Source organism: Providencia sp. PROV130, from assembly GCF_028482225.1.
Classification (GTDB): Bacteria; Pseudomonadota; Gammaproteobacteria; order Enterobacterales; family Enterobacteriaceae; genus Providencia; species Providencia rettgeri.
Map to the genome: position 1 here is coordinate 1 of NZ_JAMPQC010000052.1, position 18,996 is coordinate 18,996.

The 18,996-nt window shown below is 39.5% G+C and carries 20 protein-coding genes; all 20 read right to left on the bottom strand.

Going from position 1 to position 18,996, the window contains the following annotated elements; translation table 11 throughout:
• Positions 1–149: 149 nt before the first annotated feature.
• The 20 genes from PSF28_RS22720 to PSF28_RS22815 all read right to left on the bottom strand — a co-directional run bounded on the left by PSF28_RS22720 (position 150) and on the right by PSF28_RS22815 (position 18,444).
• Positions 150–836 carry a fimbria/pilus chaperone family protein gene (locus PSF28_RS22720; RefSeq protein ID WP_226693815.1) on the bottom strand — a complete coding sequence of 229 codons (687 nt, stop codon included), beginning with the start codon at positions 834–836 and terminating at the stop codon, positions 150–152.
• A 48-nt stretch (positions 837–884) separates the two neighbouring features.
• Positions 885–3,383, bottom strand: coding sequence for a fimbria/pilus outer membrane usher protein (locus tag PSF28_RS22725; RefSeq protein ID WP_272685695.1), 2,499 nt, complete (start codon positions 3,381–3,383; stop codon positions 885–887).
• 82 nt (positions 3,384–3,465) lie between these two features.
• Positions 3,466–4,140 carry a hypothetical protein gene (locus PSF28_RS22730; protein ID WP_272685696.1) on the bottom strand — a complete coding sequence of 225 codons (675 nt, stop codon included), beginning with the start codon at positions 4,138–4,140 and terminating at the stop codon, positions 3,466–3,468.
• Between the two features lie 132 nt (positions 4,141–4,272).
• Entirely contained in the window at positions 4,273–5,016 is a 744-nt protein-coding gene (locus tag PSF28_RS22735) for a fimbrial protein (RefSeq protein ID WP_226693818.1), read from the bottom strand.
• A gap of 17 nt (positions 5,017–5,033) precedes the next feature.
• Positions 5,034–5,681: a hypothetical protein gene (locus tag PSF28_RS22740; RefSeq protein WP_272685697.1), complete on the bottom strand. Its 648-nt coding sequence runs from the start codon at positions 5,679–5,681 to the stop codon at positions 5,034–5,036.
• A gap of 63 nt (positions 5,682–5,744) precedes the next feature.
• Entirely contained in the window at positions 5,745–6,377 is a 633-nt protein-coding gene (locus PSF28_RS22745) for a fimbrial protein (protein ID WP_226693820.1), read from the bottom strand.
• A gap of 45 nt (positions 6,378–6,422) precedes the next feature.
• Positions 6,423–6,740, bottom strand: coding sequence for a helix-turn-helix domain-containing protein (locus PSF28_RS22750; RefSeq protein WP_336298965.1), 318 nt, complete (start codon positions 6,738–6,740; stop codon positions 6,423–6,425).
• 482 nt (positions 6,741–7,222) lie between these two features.
• Positions 7,223–8,403 (bottom strand): IS3 family transposase gene (locus PSF28_RS22755; protein WP_272685698.1). Its coding sequence is split into 2 segments (ribosomal slippage): positions 7,223–8,148 and positions 8,148–8,403, totalling 1,182 coding nucleotides; the frame shifts between segments, so codons are not numbered across the junction.
• A 166-nt stretch (positions 8,404–8,569) separates the two neighbouring features.
• Positions 8,570–9,481: a hypothetical protein gene (locus PSF28_RS22760; RefSeq protein ID WP_226693821.1), complete on the bottom strand. Its 912-nt coding sequence runs from the start codon at positions 9,479–9,481 to the stop codon at positions 8,570–8,572.
• Positions 9,482–9,643: 162 nt separating this feature from the next.
• Complete coding sequence (locus tag PSF28_RS22765) at positions 9,644–10,186, bottom strand: fimbrial protein (RefSeq protein WP_413242857.1); 543 nt, start codon at positions 10,184–10,186, stop codon at positions 9,644–9,646.
• A 17-nt stretch (positions 10,187–10,203) separates the two neighbouring features.
• Positions 10,204–10,722: a fimbrial protein gene (locus PSF28_RS22770; protein ID WP_319004227.1), complete on the bottom strand. Its 519-nt coding sequence runs from the start codon at positions 10,720–10,722 to the stop codon at positions 10,204–10,206.
• 8 nt (positions 10,723–10,730) lie between these two features.
• Positions 10,731–11,228 carry a fimbrial protein gene (locus PSF28_RS22775; protein WP_226693822.1) on the bottom strand — a complete coding sequence of 166 codons (498 nt, stop codon included), beginning with the start codon at positions 11,226–11,228 and terminating at the stop codon, positions 10,731–10,733.
• Between the two features lie 10 nt (positions 11,229–11,238).
• Positions 11,239–11,739 (bottom strand): fimbrial protein, encoded by a 501-nt coding sequence (locus PSF28_RS22780; RefSeq protein ID WP_226693823.1) that lies wholly within the window; start codon positions 11,737–11,739, stop codon positions 11,239–11,241.
• A gap of 11 nt (positions 11,740–11,750) precedes the next feature.
• A complete protein-coding gene (locus PSF28_RS22785) occupies positions 11,751–12,254 on the bottom strand; it encodes a fimbrial protein (RefSeq protein WP_226693824.1) in 504 nt (167 codons plus the stop codon).
• Positions 12,255–12,270: 16 nt separating this feature from the next.
• A complete protein-coding gene (locus PSF28_RS22790) occupies positions 12,271–12,882 on the bottom strand; it encodes a fimbrial protein (protein ID WP_226693825.1) in 612 nt (203 codons plus the stop codon).
• A 48-nt stretch (positions 12,883–12,930) separates the two neighbouring features.
• On the bottom strand, positions 12,931–13,713 hold the full coding sequence (locus PSF28_RS22795) for a fimbria/pilus periplasmic chaperone (protein WP_413242858.1): 783 nt from the start codon (positions 13,711–13,713) through the stop codon (positions 12,931–12,933).
• A gap of 89 nt (positions 13,714–13,802) precedes the next feature.
• Entirely contained in the window at positions 13,803–16,496 is a 2,694-nt protein-coding gene (locus tag PSF28_RS22800; protein ID WP_226693826.1) for an outer membrane usher protein, read from the bottom strand.
• Between the two features lie 69 nt (positions 16,497–16,565).
• Positions 16,566–17,093: a fimbrial protein gene (locus PSF28_RS22805; RefSeq protein WP_226693827.1), complete on the bottom strand. Its 528-nt coding sequence runs from the start codon at positions 17,091–17,093 to the stop codon at positions 16,566–16,568.
• 65 nt (positions 17,094–17,158) lie between these two features.
• The gene (locus tag PSF28_RS22810; RefSeq protein WP_226693828.1) at positions 17,159–17,680 is read right to left on the bottom strand and encodes a fimbrial protein; all 522 of its coding nucleotides are present in this window, start codon (positions 17,678–17,680) and stop codon (positions 17,159–17,161) included.
• Positions 17,681–18,105: 425 nt separating this feature from the next.
• Complete coding sequence (locus PSF28_RS22815; protein WP_238563965.1) at positions 18,106–18,444, bottom strand: helix-turn-helix domain-containing protein; 339 nt, start codon at positions 18,442–18,444, stop codon at positions 18,106–18,108.
• Positions 18,445–18,996: the final 552 nt, after the last annotated feature.

The following is an 18,996-nucleotide window of genomic DNA, read 5'->3' on the forward strand; positions in this document are numbered from 1 at the left end:
CTGTACTTTCCTTCGAACTTTCATCGCTAATGCGACAGAGCCCGATTATCCAACATGGTGTCGTTACCTCAACGCTCAGTTTCAATATTATTGGAAAGTACATTTTGCCAAAAAGATCCGAGGCGCTTAGCACAATGTCTTTTTCGGGGTTAACGATATAAATTTACCTTCAATGTGGCTTCATTTGACATTTTAAAACCATAGCGGCTCAACGGTGTTAATTTAATCTCGCTTAATTTACCTTTCACTGTAATACTTTTACTTTCATCCGGACGAAGGTAAAATTGCCCTACACTGTAGCTCTCATTCCCAGGCAGAGCCGTAAAGTTTGGCGCCAAACGAACAACCTGCTTCCCAGTATTCTTTAAAACAAGTTGGTCGCCTTGTTGAGAGACATCTATTGCATCCCATGGAGTTTGGCTAACCGCCATATTTGCAGGCTGAATTAACATCGCCACATCTTGCCGGATCGGCATTTTAGCACTATTGACTTTCGTAGCTCCAACGCCTTGAAACGAAACCTTAAGCAGAGCTTCATGGGAAATATTGACCCCATTTTTCAACACAAAGTTAATTTGCTGACTTTGCTCTGGTTCTATCCTCACAATAGGAGGGGATACCATCACATCTTTCGATAAAGCCTCACCACCTTCAAGATCAGTCACTTTTGTTGATAATAAAATCGGCTCTTTAGAGGTGTTTTTGACATTAAAAACCTTACGTGACTCTGCTGCATCAAGGATCACTGTCATTGTTTCTAATTGGAAATTCGCATGCGCAAACCCGCTGATCAGTAATAATCCGCTGATAATGCTATTCATAAACATTTTTTTCATATTAATACCTTTATATAATCGTATTTAAAATAATCTACATCGATAAAATTATTTGCGACAAATCGCACTGGCTTCTTCATAAAGCATATTTGGGTCGAAGTGCTCTGGCACAGGATATTCAACAAGGCAATCCGCCTGATTTGCTATACGCAGAGTTATTGGCTTACCAATTTGCTCATTGCTGAGCATAATGTTGCCATTTCCCATCACAACCCCCATCAATTCACCTTTATCATCCACGGCACTGCTGCCCGAAGGGACAACGACCCCATCATCTGATGAAATCTCTAATAAAAGCTGTTTCATTACGGTTGCCTTTACTTCCCTTGAAATAATCGTTCCTCTGGCAACGGCAACATCAAAAGATGTCGTCTCTAAACGGACATTTAAGGGTAAATTTTTCGTATCAAGTTGAACGGTTGTTTTCCGGTTAATCGGCAGTGTCGGGATCGCTGCTGTACCAAAATGGTTGGTTACCGTTGTTCCACCACCTTGAGTATTAATTTGCACCCCCGCTTGCCCTGGTACCGATAAAATCCCAAAGGTATCCCCTAATGCAACGGGGGATGTGGCAATGAGTCCATTCGAATATGCCAGCGCGCCTGATGCTGAAACCATCATTGAATGGTTATTTTCATCATTCCACGAGCCACTTCCCGATAATTGGCTGTATGCTGTTGTCGCATTCAAACTGCCACTCATTCGATTGTGATTTTGGCTCCGATTTACCCCCACTGAGTACCCCCAAAGGTTACTTGGTCGATGGCTAAATGTGCTGGTAACAGAGTTTTCATTTTGATAGCGCTGTAATTGTGCACTCATCGTTGCCTGTCGCCCAAAAGGGATTGACGCATTTAAAAAGAAGCGGTTATCTCTGTCATTCCCACTTTGGTAGCTGGCATTCAAGGAGACTTGCCCAATTTTTCGAGCATAAGTCAGTGTATGTAGCACAGAGTCTGATTTATCCCCGTAATACTGTGTCAACCCAACGGAATAACCTAACCGTCCCCAGTGACTGTCTCCTATATTGAGTGACGCAGAATTCGATAGTTGTGTTTCACTACTTTGCCACCATGATGAGAGCGCTTGTTCCTGATCTTCCTCAATCTTTTTTGGCTGATCCTTTAGTAATGTTTCTTCTAAAGTGGGGTAATCTTTCGTTCGGTAAAGACTGGACAAACCTAGCGATAACATTCCTAGACTTGTGCTCACATTCGCGTCCCACTGCTGGCCTTGCTTTTTTGCATTACGCGCATACTGAATACCAAACCCTGTCCCTATAGGATAGTCTGTTTCCCAGTTTTTCGCTAAACGCCCACCCGTTGACTGGTATCGATCAGAGAATTGAAAACCCGCCGTATAGTCGGTTTGTTGATACGTTATTTGAGCCTCTGCATTCACAATCAACGGTTTATCAATATCTTCATTGGATGAGCGTTGGCGATATTGCCCTATTCCAACTTGATAATTCGGCTCACTGAGTGTGTCCTTCTTTACCTGATTAGCCGTCATCACCGTAAATTGTTGGTGCTGACCGTCCTCTTGCAGCACACTCACTTGTAAGGGCTGCCCACTGACAACACCATTAATTCTATCTAATTCAAATGGACCCGCTGGAACTAGCGTGCGGTACAATAAACGCCCATTTTGCATCACTTCAACGGTTGAAGCCGTTTCAGCAACCCCAGTCACAGGGATCACCAATTGATTCGTATTTTGTAACGCTGAGTCAGAGTAAAATTGAATACCATTGAGCGGCGTCCCACCAAACAAGCTCCCTTGGGAACTAATTTGCCCGAGTTGCATTAATGTGCGCCAAGGCGCAATGCTGCGTGTTAAGGTTGTTTCATTAAATTGGTATTGCGTTTCATTTTCGCCTGAAGAAAAACTGCTGTTATTACGCAATATCCAGTTATGCCAGTTAAACCCCGTTTCAAATTGCCCTTGATAAAATCGCTGGGTATCTAACCCTTTAATCTCCATCCCGTAGACACGGTAGTTGCTAAACAATGCACTTCCACCATAGGTCAGTTCATCACCACGTAACTGCGGATCAAAGTCACTTTCAGCCACTAAAATTTCAATCGTGAATGTATTCGGATGAGCAGTTGTTTTCGCACTTGGATAAACATCCTCTAGCGCAACACAAGACTCATTAAGCTCAACCTCTTTAAGCTTAAGCATGCCTTGTAATGCCGGCGTCATGCACAATTGGCCTCTTTCGCCAATTGAAACAACGGAGGAATACCGCGCACTGCCATTAACGACCAATGTCACCTCATGTTGCCCGGGTAAAAATTGGCTGCCATCTCTGAAAAAATCGGCCACTTCCGCGCCATAACCTAATGCTTTAAGCGAATCGATATCAAAATCAACCTGATCATTCGAATGAACCGCGGGCTTTGTCGACGCTGCAGGAGCCACTGAACCCTCAGAGACACTGTGGCTTTCTGCTGCAAAACTTAATGGTTCTCCCATAAAAAAGCTACAAAGCCCAATGACGGACATTTTCCATACAGGGAAACTGGTTAATGGCGTTGACTTCATACATCTATCCCGAAAAATCATCACATTTACAGTGACAAAAAGGTGTTTAAATAAAATTATTATTATCTTATAAAACAAAAAGTTAAATACTGAAAGGGAAACTCAGTACTAGCTCGCCATTTAAATCCGCACCACTCACCAAAGGCCCGTTAGTCTCTTTTAGGCTATTGAGATAAGGCTGAACGGTCATGGTGACAGAGTATCGCTCACCACTTTCTGGTGATAGCCCATCGCGGCTCCAGCCCTGATAAACGGATGACTGTAACCATGATTCCGGCTGCGCTCGACCAACCTGTGAGAGATTATTTGTTTGATAAAGCTGAGTTTGTTGACCATTCACACGGGCATCCGTTAACTTCACACGGTAGTGACCTAAACGCCCCTGCCCATTCACAAAACCCAATCCAAAATGCGTTGGATCATGGCCAATCGTGCTCGCGGCTTGAACATCGCTATCAACATGTATTAACAACGAGGCGACAGGTGCAGAGCAAACCACCTGCACAGTTTGGGAAATAGGGGGAAGCTCAGTCATTTCTGTCTGATGAAACTGACTCGCTTTAAGCTGGGTATAAGGATACAAAACATCTGTTGTTTGAATTTCACAGGTATCATTACTGGAAGATTCAGGCAGAGTTTCTTGTGAAAATAAGCCAGAACTAAATGATTGAGCAGGAGCAATAAAACTCGCCGCGCCGCAAGCAATTAATACCATCAAAGATGCTATTACTGTATATGAGTGGCGTTTATTTGGCATTTTTTCCCCTTAAATCAATGTCAGAATGTTAGGCGAAGTGAATTCAATACAGATAAAAAATAGAAGCAATCTGCTGCTTCTATTTTCTTTCATATCGATTTCAATATTTTTTAAATAAAAAATATTGATTCATTAGATACCAAAGTTAAATGTAAGTACAGTCTGGCCGACATAATCCAAGCCATTAGTAATATCAATACCGTCTTTGGCTAATGCGGCTTTTGAGTGTAAAAAAGTATTGGAGATGCCCAAGTACAGATTACTTATATTCTTTATACCCATTGAAAACACTTTCCCTGATTGCAGTTTAAGAGCCGAAGGGGCGACATATTTTTGTGGCTCACTCGTCCAACCCATTGTCGCGCCAATAACAAAATGTTGATTTTGCGCCCATGTTCCATTATCACTAGGGGCATCATTAGCTCGAGAGATGTATGCAGCATTGCCATCAACAGTAACATCATGTGCAGTATACGCAATGCCGCCAACATTTTTAGTGGTATCAGCGCTGTTGACTAAATTAAAAATAATACTTTTAAAGTTAGTATTGGCACCAGAAACTGTCGCATCAAATGCATTTGGGTAATTATCGGTCGCTTTAAAGGTTAAAAAAGTTTCCGCATCACACGTGATAGTCAAATTATTCGATAAGCTTGGTAACCCATTGTATGTTGAGTCTTGTGGGATAACCGTTGGTGAAACACTCCCAAAACTGTAGAGTAAATCTGTTTCATTACTGCCATTCACCATGCAGGTCGGCGGCGTTATCTTTCCAGATACTTTTAAATTCGCAACAGGCGCAGATAATGCAGTAGCAGAAAATAGAGAAGCAAAAGACACAGCCGCAATAGCGGATATTAATTTTTTATTCATCATATGGATCTCATTTTTAATTAAAGGCCAAAAGAAAACTCTAAGACAGCGTTACCATCTAAAAGAACACTATCTTCATTTTTTAAACTGCCATTTATTGTTGGGGAAACCGTTATACCGGCAGTAAATTCTTGGCCCGCAGCTAAACCTGAGTTTGCTGATGCATCAGCCCACGACGCGGCAGCAGTTTTATCCAGTTTAAAAGAAGGATACATTGAACTGGATAAGTCCTTTCTAAAACTCGCAGATATTCTTTCAGAATTAGGACTTTGACGGTAGAAACCATTATTTAATATAATATCGTAATACCCAATTTTAATATTATTATCTCCATGAGTCCCTAATCCAAAATTATAAATACCTTCCGTTAATTCTGTACCCGCGCGGTTATCAACGGGCCTTAAAGATAAATAAGTACTTGCATCACAAAAAACAGTAATTGCCTGCGTTTTCCCGTTTAACTTCAGATTTTCCCCACTTGAAAGCGAAGATGCTGGAATATTAAATTCAAACACAATATCTGGATTATCTAATCCATTTATAGTACATGAAGGTGGTTTAATATCGCCAGATATTTTTAAATTTGCAACAGTTTCCGATAATGTTGGAATAGAAAATAAGGCAATAAAAGAGGTTGCTATGATGGAAGATATTAACTTTTTATTCATAAATAAATACTCACAATAAATAAAGGGTAATTAACCTTACCCTCACAAATAAGTAATGATTACTTATAGCCCAAAAGAAAATGCTAATACAGTATGGCCATCCAATTTTGCATCACCTGCGGTATTTTTCATTTCGCTATTAATCGTTGGTTTAACCGCAAAGTTCGCAGCGAAAATTTGCCCGGCGGCTAAATCAGATGCGCTGGTAGCCCATCCCATTTTCTTTGTTTTATCAACAACGCCTGTTGTGCCATAAGTTGTGCCATTTAAAACACCCACTTCTTTGGCTGCAACATTAGTGCTTGCTTTCACTGTTGCATTTTGCATTGTGATAGTATAATCGCCCACTTTCTTACTTCCTGCACCTTCACCATACGTTCCCAAACCAAAGTTTGTGTTTGATTCAGTTAATGCCGTCCCATCACGGTTATCTGTCGCATTAAAAGTAAGATATGTGGTTGCATCACATACGATTTCTACAGGTTGTGCCTTAGCATCTAAGACTAAATTACCTGATGCGGGGAAAATACCTGGCGTAATATCAAATTGATAATTAACATCCACCTTATCTTCGCCGTTAATAGTACAAGTTGGTGGCGTGATAGAACCTGTTACCTTTAAATTCGCAATCGGTGCTGAAAATGCAGCTGCTGATAAACTTGTAAGTGCTAATACTAATAATGATTTCTTAAACATAAAAATGTCCTAAAATATAATTTTAAAAATGATAAAACATGACGACTAGTGTTTCTTATCCCAAATAAGAAACATTGAATCAAGAGGCTCTATTTTTAATCTAACTGCATCCAAATTATCCGGGTGGTTAAGTACAATTTCATCAAATAAATAGTTAATAAAGCTAGGCAATGAAATATCTAAAATAATGAAGACGTTAAAAAACATATCAATCGTTAATTGATTCTCTCCTCGTTCATAACGAGATATTTGCTGCTGAGATAAATTAAGCTGACTCGCTAATTCCTTACCTGTATAACCTTTATCCTTTCTTATTTTACAAATTGCTTTCCCTGAATAAGATGAAAAAAAAACCTTCTGAATCCAATGTTTTTAAATTAGCTTCATACATCTTCATGCATATATATCCATGGTGTTATTACAACTAAATTAATTCGCGGGTTAATTACCGCGATGTGATATATTTTACCCTTATTTTGATCAATATAAAAGGCAAAGAAATTATTGGAACAAAGCATATGATTTAATATTTACATTATTTACATTATTTACAATAAAAATAATTCATATATAACAGAATAATAGATTATTTTTCAGTAAATATCCATTATTGATGATCTAAAAAAGATCATTAACACAGGATATAAAACTAAAAAAATAGCAACAACAGACATTTAAACTTAAATTAATACTTATTAATAAATTCTAAATAAAACATATACAAAAACTAGATGGTTAGGACGTTAGATATCTTTTTTGCTCTAATATTCTAATCACTATCCTTGGTTCTGTCGCATTAAGAAATGAAGTTAGCTACGATAGCATTTTTATTGGGGGTGAAGTGGTCAACAAAAATTGGTCACAGTTTTAGAGCTTTCCCAATATAATCGTTCTGATTCATTGGGCGTTAAGCCACCGTTATATTGATGCGGTCTAATCTGACTATAATACCCAATGATATATCGTGTTATTTCTTGCTGTGCTTCTATAAAATTACGGTAACCTAAAATAGGTACCCATTCTGTCTTTAAGCTTCGAAAAAATCGCTCCATCGGCGCATTATCCCAGCAATTACCTCGTCGAGATAAACTTTGCTTTATCTGATAACGCCATAGTAATTGGCGATATTGACGGCTTGTATAATGACTTCCTTGATCTGAATGAAACAGCATATTTCTTGGATTACCTCTTGATTCAAAAGCCATTGATAATGCTTTTCCCGTTAGTTGGCTATCGGGTGAAAATGACACCGCCCAACCAACGGGCTTTCGAGCAAATAAATCCATCACAACCGCAAGATATATCCAGCGATTACCTGACCAAATATACGTTACGTCACCTACCCAAACTTGGTTTGGCTCCGTGACTGCAAATTGTCGCCCGAGATGATTCGGTATTTCAACGTGCTCTTGAGTTGATTTTGTATATCGATGCTTCCGCATTTGGCAACTCACCAAGCCAAGTGATTTCATAATCTGAGTTGCACGATAGCGCGTTAAAGGAACCTGTTTTGTCCTCGATACAATATCAGCAATAGTACGAGCACCCGCAGAACCGTGACTGCTTTCATGAGCTTCTCGAACAAGGGCCCGAAGGCGAATTTGTTCCGCTGATGGTGTTTTTGCACGGTGACGCCAGTATTGATAGCTACTGCGATGAACACTGAACACGTTACACAGTTGTTTAATACTAAAGCGCCGGCTGAGTTTCTCGATCAGCGAGAATTGTTCAGAGAGTCCGACATCACCAGCGCTGTAGCCTTTTTTAAGATCTCATTATGCTCTTCAAGTTGCGCGATTTTCTTTTTTAATTCACGGATTTCAACCTGCTCAGGCGTCATGGGTGACGCTTTCGGTGAAATGCCCTTGCGTTCTAGCTTGAGTTGCCGAACCCATTTGTCCATGGTTGATTTACCGACGCCCATCGCGTTGGCGGCCTCGACCACGGAATAGTTTTGGTCAAGCACCAGTTGAGCCGCTTCAAGTTTGAATTCTGCGCTGAAAAGCCGTCTTATACGTTTTACCATAATTGTCACCAACTCAGAGGTGATGATATCACCTCTGAGTTGGTGACCAAATTAACTATGCCACTACATCCAATGATATAACCTATGTGCGCTAATTTTAATGATATAATTTAAATACAATAGTCTCATTAAAATATGGTCATATATTCATAACTATCAAGCTTAATTAAAGAGCATTTAGAACCAAAACTCCAGATGCATTCGAGATCCCGGCGTTTGATGCTGTCCCTACAAGGGTTGCATAAACAGAAATAACACCGTTAGTTAAAGATTTTAACTTTATTCCATCTCCATTAGCTCGGATATTGGTACCATTTAATGATATTTGTGCAGAAACACCATTACTAAAATTAAGGCGCCCGTTAATTACATTATTCCCTGTTAATTTTAATTCATAGTCTTGTGCATTCCCTGCTGTACATGAAACATTCATGCTTGTAGTTTGGGCTAAACCATCAACATTTAGATTTGTTGATGAGTAAGTTAAATTCAAATTTTGACTATTTAAGGAACAAATAGAAACATCATCTTGAGGTGGTGGAATCACGTTATGGGTCGCATGAGTATGAATCTTTCCTCTAGCAAAGCGGCCAGGAGACAATTGGCATGAAAACATCATCATTTCAACAGCAGGGTATTTATAGTACTCCTTAGAAGGAGGTGATCCTATCAAAAATGTTAACGTTCTTTCCTGCGCAAAGACAGTTTGATTAATAAAATTAGCAAAAATTTGTTTATCATTTGCCGAAAAGGGTGACGAAGGATTCCAACCAGTTGGGCAAGGAAAAGTTCCTTTCTCACCAAAGTATTGGAGAATTCGGCTAACATAAATCTCAGGATGAGCTATTTTATCATGAAATATATTTGTATAAATTCTAGAATCTTGAACTTGACTCGTAGTAATACCTGTATCTGAATCGGCAAAATCAGATCCATTTAAAGTCGATCCTCCCATTAATTTTATAACCGCAGATCCACCTATCCGATAACCTGAAAAATCAAGATTAACGGTAGACCACACCATTGAACTATTTCCATACAATATAACTAGCGCTAATATACGAATAGATTTAACCATAAATACACCTCAATAAATACATATTAATTGTAGAAAAAACTAATATTTAAATTAATTCGTCAATTAATATTATAAACTAGTTTATTCCCTTTTCTATAGCATCAAAATAAAAGAAAGAGCTAATTAGTTAAATTAACCTATATGACTAAATCAAAATAATACTTACTCATATTCCAACATAAACGTTGATGTTGCCACAAATTTACCTAGCACAATATTTTGAGCCTGTAAGGCAGTAGGCTCACCTTGAATATAGGCTTGTAATTTTAAATTATTTCCATTGCCTGCATGCAATGCTTGTAAATAGTCTTTCGCTTTATTAAGTTTTATTGGTACACCGTCGATGGTTTCTAATCCGACAGCGATTCCTTTTGCTTGACTTGCTGTATCTAAAGCTAATAGTCCAGGTAATGTTTTACTTTCTGTGCCAGTAAAGGTGACTTGGACGTCTTTCCCTAACGCTAAATCGCAATTAATTAACCGAATAGTAAAAGGCTGACTATGTGTTCGCGTATTGAGATAAAGGTATTTATCAACGACTGTTCCAAAATCGAGTTCAATACTTTCATCCCCAGAATAAACTTCACATGCATCTTCCACTAATGTGCCATCAAACCGTACATCATCAGCAAGGGCAAAGCCTGACATCAGCCCCAAATGCCCCAGTAATGCCAAAGAAAGTAATTTGCTATATTTTTTTTTCATGTTATTTCCTTAGCGAATTATTGAAAGGCAATCGCTAATGTGGCCTGCGCCGTGAAATCATCACCGACTAAATCAACACCAGCCCGTTTGACCGGAACTGCAGATAATTTGGGTAAATTGCCCGTCTCAATTGCAAAGGCTTTATTTAGCTCGAGTGGAACACCATTTTTTTGAATTTGAATACCCAGTTTTCCAGTATTTAAAAGGCTATTAGTGCGCAAAGTGGCATTATCAAAACCCGTGCCAGCTAATGTGCCTGTTAGGGTTAAGGTCACATCCCACGGCTGGCTTAAGTCACCTTGGCAGTTAAGTTGGTATGGAATATCCTGTTTAAATAGGTTGCCATCAACTTTTCTAACACCGACTTTACCAAAAGACACTTTTATTGGGTTTTCATGCCCTAGTTGGCATACCGGTGGAATAATTAATGTTCCATCAAATAGCCAGTTTGCTTGCGCTCCCAATGGCATCATGAAAAATAGGACTAACCAGAAATACCCCAGGAAGACTTTTATTTTTTGTAATAAAGACAACATGATGGGCCTCATTGGTAGTCTACTTTTAGCGTTGCCAGCGCACTAAATACGCCACCGTCGGTATTGCTGTAGCTGGCAGTAAGGTTTTTTACAGGAGCCACTTTAATGGTTGGCAATGCAGTGTAATTCACATTTATTGATTCATTTATTCTTTGGCGTACATCATTGACGTAAAAGGCAACTCCTAATTTTGTATTGCTGGTTTTGAGTGCCCCGTTACTGTTAAAACTTGTTGCATCACCTTTAATCGTGAGTTTAATTGAATTTTTCGCTAGTTGGGTGCAGGTTAACTGAAACGTCAAGGGTTGCAGATAATTAGAACCATCAATTCGCGTTAGCAAAATATCGTTAAAATGGATTGCCTGTTGTTGCCCATTATTCAAGATGCATTCAGGCGGTGTCACAACCAGATTTCCTGATAAGTTTAGTCCCATGCCTGATGCTGGGCCAAGGTAAACTAAAAAAACGAGAGCAAATGCTCTTTTTAGCCATCGTATTGGTTGCATGAATATCTCCTTAGCGGTAATCAACAACCATGGTTAATACACCGTTAAATGCCCCACCATTCGTGAGGGTAGTGCCCGCAGGTTTTACCGGCACTGCATACAATGCAGGCATTGTCCCGCCATAGGTAAAATTCAGTACCGTACCACTATTTAATCGAGTATTGTTTTGATAGATAGCAACACCTAAATTAGTGCGATTTGTACGGACGACATTTTGTCCATTTAACGTAATTGCATTCCATACCAAGGTCATTTTGAGTGCATTGCTATAAACTTGAGTGCAATTTAGTGCGTACACAATGGGCGTTCGTTTATAGCTGCTATTATCAATCAACGTTTCATGAACATCGCCAAATTGCACATCCGCAGTTGAACCGCCATTAAACGTGCACTCTGGTGGTGTTACCACGAGGGTGCCATTAAAATTAACAGTAAAGGCCGCAAGTGATGAAAAAGACAGCGCGCTGAGCATCCCTAGCAACAGTAATTGACGTCGAATTTTTGTTCTCATTTCTTTTCATCCTATTGGTAATTCAATGTCATCGTCATGGCACCAGAAAATGTGCCAGCATCTGACAACATGGTACCTGTCTGCTTGACGGGGGCGGCATAGAGTGCTGGGTGAGCTCCCGTTAAATTAAAATTCATACTTGCACCATTGCCTAACCGTGTCGCGTCTCGGTATATTGCTATTCCCAAATTACTCCGGTTGGTTTGAATAGCGGATAAACCGTTAAGTGTCACTGAAGCCCAAGAAAGAGACATCGTTAATGTATTTTTTGCCACACTGGTGCATGACAAGTTGTAATTAATTGGGACACGTTTGTAGCTTACGCCATCAATTAACCCTTGTTGGACTTGGCCAAAAGGGATCGAAATACTACTTCCCCCCCCTATAGTGCATTGTGGCGGGGTAACAATAGTGAGTTTTAAATTCAAGTTCGCTGTATCTGCGGGCGAGTTCGGTAAGAATGCAATTCCCAGTACACCCGCGAACAATCTTAAGCGCATACTGTTGAGTGACATTTTGATCCCCTTAGCGTTATTCATAGCTCAATTGGAATCGAATTAAGGCTGAATAGGCTCCAGCCGTTAAACCCGCAGTCGTTCTGACTGGAGTCACATAATAAGTGAGTGTTTTTTGTCCCGGTGAAATTAAATGGGGCAAGCTAAATTGCCCTAAGGTTAGTGGCTGATGGGTAGCATCACTTAACTGCAATGCTAATCCTTGAGCTCCCTCAACAGCCGCTAAGCTAGGATTTTGCCTATCCATTGGAGCGAGAAATCGAATTTTCATTGCGGGCATGTCAGGGCTCCACAGTAAATTCCCAAGTTGATTCTGATTTCTGCTCTCACTACTTAAGCAATCTTCCAGCCGCAGTGTTACCGCAATCGGTGTCCCCATTTGGCCGGCGTGTTGAAGCTGCCCAGTCCCAACTGTTCCCAATTCAATTGTTTGATATGCAGAAGACATTGCCAATCGACAGGCGCTTTCTGTTAAGGCTCCATGCACATAGAGCGTGCCATTAGCACCATCTACATCCCAGTTATCGACTTTGTCTAAATCGGTTGCCGTGACGGTGCCCGAGCACAAGCTAAGTAACACTGCGGCAAATACGCTATAGTGGCGTGGTGATATTTTCGTTACCTTCATGATAATGTCTCCGACTAGAGCCTCGTATTCGAGTATCAATATTCCGTTTTACTTTGTTGTTGGAACAACCTGGCAATCCTGTGCTTGACATTGAAAGGTCAATGTTGGGCGACCACCATAGTCATTGATATAGGTTAAAACAGGCTTATTCCCCAATGTATTAGCACTACCGCCTAATATCTGGCTACTTTTTGGCGCTATCATTATCGGATCAAAATCAGCAACTGTTTTCCCGTCTATTTTCGCAGCGGCATCCACTATCGTGACGTAGTAAGGCGTTGGGTTAGTGACGGTATATTTATCCCCTTGGCGTGCTAGGGTTATTTTTTCCTGCCATGGAGTGTTAGCTTGCTCGTTTGTTGGAATAATATTTTTAGGTCGATAGAACAGTTTGATCCGAGTTTGCAGAGCAAGCTGTAATGTGTTTGCTTTATCGCTTTTCGGTGGAATTTCACGTAAATTAAAGTAATACACGGATTCTCTGTCTTGCGGTAAAGCTGCCGCACTTGGTAATGCTTGAATTTTTACTTGGCTTTTTGCACCAGGCTCAATACGCTGAACTGGAGGAAGCACGGTAAATGGCTCACTGATCTTTTCCCCTTTATCATTTTCAATCCAGCCTTGGGCTAAATAAGGCAATTGCTTATTTTCATTGCTGATATTCAGGCTGATTGATTTTTCATCGCCGGTAATGATGGCGCGAGTTCTGTCTAATGCGACTGCCGCTTGAGCTGAAGATAAGCCCATCGAGCTAAGTAACCCGACAGTAAATAAAAAGTTTAAGGCCAGATATGCACCTTGGTTTGTTTTCTTTGTCACTGATGATTTCATTACTTCATCTTCTCATTTAGTCAAATTGTGTGGTTTATGACCACTGTATTTTTCAATATGAAGCGAATAACTCATTCGCCCATATTTGGTTAATGGTTGAGCCAGCGACTTCTTTTTGGCAAAGGGGATGTAACCGGTTTTATCGGTAACACTTGCGTTTCAGAAGGCGAAATTGTTGGCTCAGTTAATTCAATAGATAGCTGTGTTGTATGACTTAATGTCCCATGACTTGACGTTATTTCAGGCTTCGCTGACGCACCTACGGGTATACAAGGTAGAAGCCAAGCTGAGAGTAGTGCATCCGCCGTTGGTAATGCTGCTGGCAATACAACCTCACACTGAGTCTTTTCATCCCAACGAACCTGTAAAATATCGTTTGGATTTAGGCCTGTTAAATAGGTGCTACCATGATCGCCAACCATACCAATCTGCTGGCCTCGTGCGTTAAACACTGATGCGCCAAATGGGGGAGTACTATTATCCGCAAGTTGTAATGATGCCATTGCGCTAGCACCTGCCACGACTTCAAATTGGCGATAACCGATAGCGCCTTCAGTTAATGTGCCTTGTTTTACTGATTGCACAACTTGTGCACTATCAGGCAGGTCGTTTAAATCGACTTTAACGAGATTACGGTAGTAGCTATTCACATCGGTGATGACCGCCTGGCCGTAACGATTTGAGTCAACAATAGCGCCATAACCTCGCAATGGAATACCTGACACACCATCTGTATCAACAAAAATACGCGTCCCACCCATTTGGTTATTACGATGAAGCACCGTACCATGTTGAGTTGTAGTCAGTCCGCCTTGGAATGACATACCCACGGAACGGTAGCGATCTTGTTGATATGTAGCATTGGCATTCACTAACGCCAGATCGCCCTGATGAGTATAAAAACCACTCACTAGAGCCCCTGAGCGTGATATCCCCGTATTTAATTGGTAATTGCTACGCTCATCTAAACGATCGTAATACCCGATCCGTTGTGTGTTATCATTTTTATCCCAACTGCTATTCATGTTAATCGTGCCAGAGTTACCCCACGGCACAGATAAAGAAGCATAAATGCCATCATCGTTTGTATTTTGATAACGATTACGATACGCAGTTAAATTCACGCTGATATTTCTTAACTTGCCAATATCAAAGTATTTCGCTACAGACAGACTGTAGCGATCGTTATCTGGCTGATCCCAATAGGTTTGGTGGTAATAATTCAGGTATGCACTTAAACCAATATCTGTAAATTGTTGGTTATATGAAACTGTGTACATCTCTTTATTACTATACTGGCGTACGCCACTCATTTGAGCACTTAAGTAATCAGACATGCTCATGAATTCTTTTTCAGAGAAGCGGTAACCTGCAAAAGTCACTTGGCTGTTATATTCATCAAAATTCTTTGAATAACTTAGGCGGTACGAGTTACCTTGTAAGGTTTCATTACCCGTATCTACAAGCCGATTTAAATAAGCTCTGGCATGTGTGACATCAAATGACAATGCACCAAATGCCATTAAATCACGGCCTATTCCAAGTGCGATAGACGCGTAGTTTTCAGCACCAATAGCCCCACCAAATAATGACCACCCATTGTTAACCCCCCATGAAAACTCACCACTTGCAAATGTTTCTCCATTTACATGGTGTTTCCAGTCGGTCGGGCGACCCGCTGCAAGCTTATAACGTAATTGCCCTGGGCGAGTCAGATAAGGAATACTCGCTGTATTGACGTTGAATGTTTGAGCTGAGCCATCTTGCTCTTTGACTTCCACATTGAGCTCACCAGACATCGCATCATTTAAATCTTGAATACGAAACGGCCCTGCGGCAACTTGCGTTTGATATAAAATTCGCCCTTGCTGACTAACGATGACAGTCGCATTACTTTTGGCAACGCCCGTAATTTCAGGTGCATACCCTCGTAAGTTAGGGGGCAACATATTCACATCAGTAATAAGACTTAATCCTGTAAAGCGAAAGCCATCAAAGATATCGGATGAAAGGTAATTTTCACCTAAAGTTAATTTAGCGCCTAATGATTTAATCGCACGGTATACATAATAGCGTGACCAATCCAACGAATGTGTTGAACCTTGTCCCTGCTGTTTGTCCAATCGCACTTGCCAATCCGCACGGGCACGCCATGCACCAAGGTTGAATCCTACGATCCCATTCCCACTGGTGTTATAGCTAGTTTTTTCTCCACTACGTGTTTGCTGTGATATTTGCGCATTCACGTTGTAGTCAAACATTCCACCCGGTATTCCTTCTTCCCAACGTGCAGGAGGATCCCAATTCTCAGCGGTATACTCCAAATAAGCTTGAGGCATATTAATGTATAATGTAGAGCCTGCAAGGTTAGCTTTGGCTTCTGTTCCAGGCAAGCTATTCAAGGATAAACATTGCCCATCATGCCACCACAAAAGCTTACTCAATATGCCAGCCTTTAAACCAAACTGCTCAACAATCTTTGGTGTTAAACACACCAAACTCTCGCTTTCATCAGCTGGGGAGGCATAGTAAAAAATAGGCTGTTCTGGTAACGTTTGTTTATTCACATATATTGCAAAGCTGTACTCACCCGGCATTAAATAGCCAGATTTTGAAAACTGACTCAAGTCAATGTTAGCTCGATCATTCACATCTAAAATATCGGTATTAAATTCAATCTCCACCGCCTGCCCAGTAAAGCTGACTGCCAGTGCAATACACAACCCCACAGCACGTGGGCGAAACCACCCAATTAACAGGGTGTGAATGAAATTCGAGGTCATGCCCCACCTTCTCTTATTTATATCTGTGATGTTTGCCTAATCACCGAAGTGAATAATGACTTTGGTGGCCTATTCATAATCCAATTTAAAACGTAATTGGCTTGAATATTGCCCTGACATCAGCACATCCTGATTAGCAACTAACCTTAATTGGTAGGATAAATCACGCTCACCAACGGACAGTGATTGGCGCGGTAATCCTTTTCCTGGGACGGCAATTTCACCATCTTCACGTTGGATTTGTAGTCCAATGCCGCTGGCTTGGCCGTTAATTTCAAATAATCCCCGTGATTGCGAACCATCGAAAGTGACCCGAAAGTATTGCCAATTCGGTTTGGTTGGATCTTGGCGCGCTAACACACAATTGACTAAACGGATACGAAAAGGTCGGATAGGGCCTTGCCCATCACGATGAAGAGTTGACAAGGGTAAGATTCCCATATCAATAGTTTGATCCCGACTCCCTATATCGATGGCACAAGCCGTTTCAATAATACTCCCGCGCATTTTGACGGTAGCACTTGCGCTGGTATAATTAGCGTATACACCGAAAAATAGGCTGAACGTTACATTGATAAATAATGTTTTTTTTCTCATTCCGACCTCATACCAAAGATTAAAAGCCTGACTCGTATCCTTCTTTCATCAGGCCTTTAAATCAGTTACTCGTAGTTCAAAGTAAAGTCTGCAACTGAGCTAAAATTACCCACCTTCGCCTTATCACCATCACCAATTAAGTACGCACCAAAGCGTAATGTATTGTTACCATCTTGGATTAACTGGAATGGAGTTGCTTTACCTAAAATAATGATTTCACCAGCACCATTGGTAATTTGAACACCCGCGCCTGATGCAGTACCCACAATACCTAGGGTTTTATTTGTTGTATCAAATGCAGCAGCAGCACCAGAGAATGTAAGTTGAACACCTTTCGTTAAATTCGCTGCATTGCAATTCTCTAGAGATACATCGAAAGTACGTGCTGTTGATTTTCCACTACTGGCCAATGTAGAATCTGCAACTGATCCAAGCTCAACCGTTTGGTCGATAGAATCTGGTGAAATAGAACATGGTGCAGTAATAATAGACCCTTTAAATGTTACTTTACCGTGCCCCATATCTGCTGCTAAAACAGATGCACTCATTGCGCTACAAACTAATGCTGTTAAAATAATTTTTTTCATATTTACCTCTAATGTTAATTTTTAGCACATATATAATATATATTGGCTTTTCCTATTTAATTAAAATCCCACTTCAAAAATTGATATTTCTCCTCTTAAATTCATTGCATCATCCATCTTTGATACTTTAAGTTCTGCTATAATATCTTTATAATGTTCTCAAAATAGATATTTGCGCTATAGTCCTTTAATGAATAAATCAAATATTTTTTTCTAATAGCCAGAATTTATCTTCTTCACCCTGAGAGGTAGTGAACGAATTAGAAATGACAGAGCGCCTAAATATCAATATTCCATTCCACAACCAAAACGCGTAGCTAAAGCGGAAGTACTCATTATATTTGAGTTTAAAGTCGTTAAAGTGACTTTATATTTAAGTATAATATTAATAACTATAGATACTATTAATTTAATTAAGCATCATATCAGTAAAAATAAATAGGTTCAGAGGGCGATATAATTGCTTTTAAAACATGAGAATCAATAGATTGATTCTTTCTAACTTCAAAGATAATATTGGCAATTAAATTTTCCATAGGAATATTCAATACAATAGAAAAATTAAGTAGCATATCAAGAGATATTTTATTTATACCCCTTTCATAACGTGAAATTTGCTGTTGAGAAATATGTAATCGCCTCGCTAATTCCCTTCCGCTTATTCCTAGCTCTTTTCTTTTCTTTTTAAGAACAAAACCACAATAAGATGAAAAAAAATTTTCTGGAATCTTAAACAAATTAAGGCTTTCGTTAGTTTTATTCATAAAAAAATATATCCGTAACTACCACAAAGCTAATATTAAGAAATAAAGAAAATTAAATCTTATACACAAAAAAACGATTATTAATGTACCGTTGTTAATAGTTAAATAGTTTTTAATTTATCTATCTCGTACACTGATTCCTCGTACACTGATTCTGGATACAATTATAGGGAGTGTTTTTTTTAAATCAAATTTTGGCAATAGCCTTTTTTTTGAAAAATCCATATATTTACATATTTTACAATTAAAAAAAACAACAATAAAAACAATAACATAAACATTTCATTAATAAAATCACAATACCACCGAAAAGGGTACACTAAATATGCGTAGAACAATAAACCTAATTTTCAACAATAAAAGTTTTTAAATTCAACATTCACACTTTTTCATAAATTTTCATATTTTGTATTTTTTCACATAAAACGAAGTGATTAATACGCGAATTTTGAGTTTTCATTAAGTAAAAAAAACACAAATAAAAATATAATTCATTGAAATTAATAATAAAAAAACAAACACACAATAGGAGTAATGAATTGGAAAATTAAA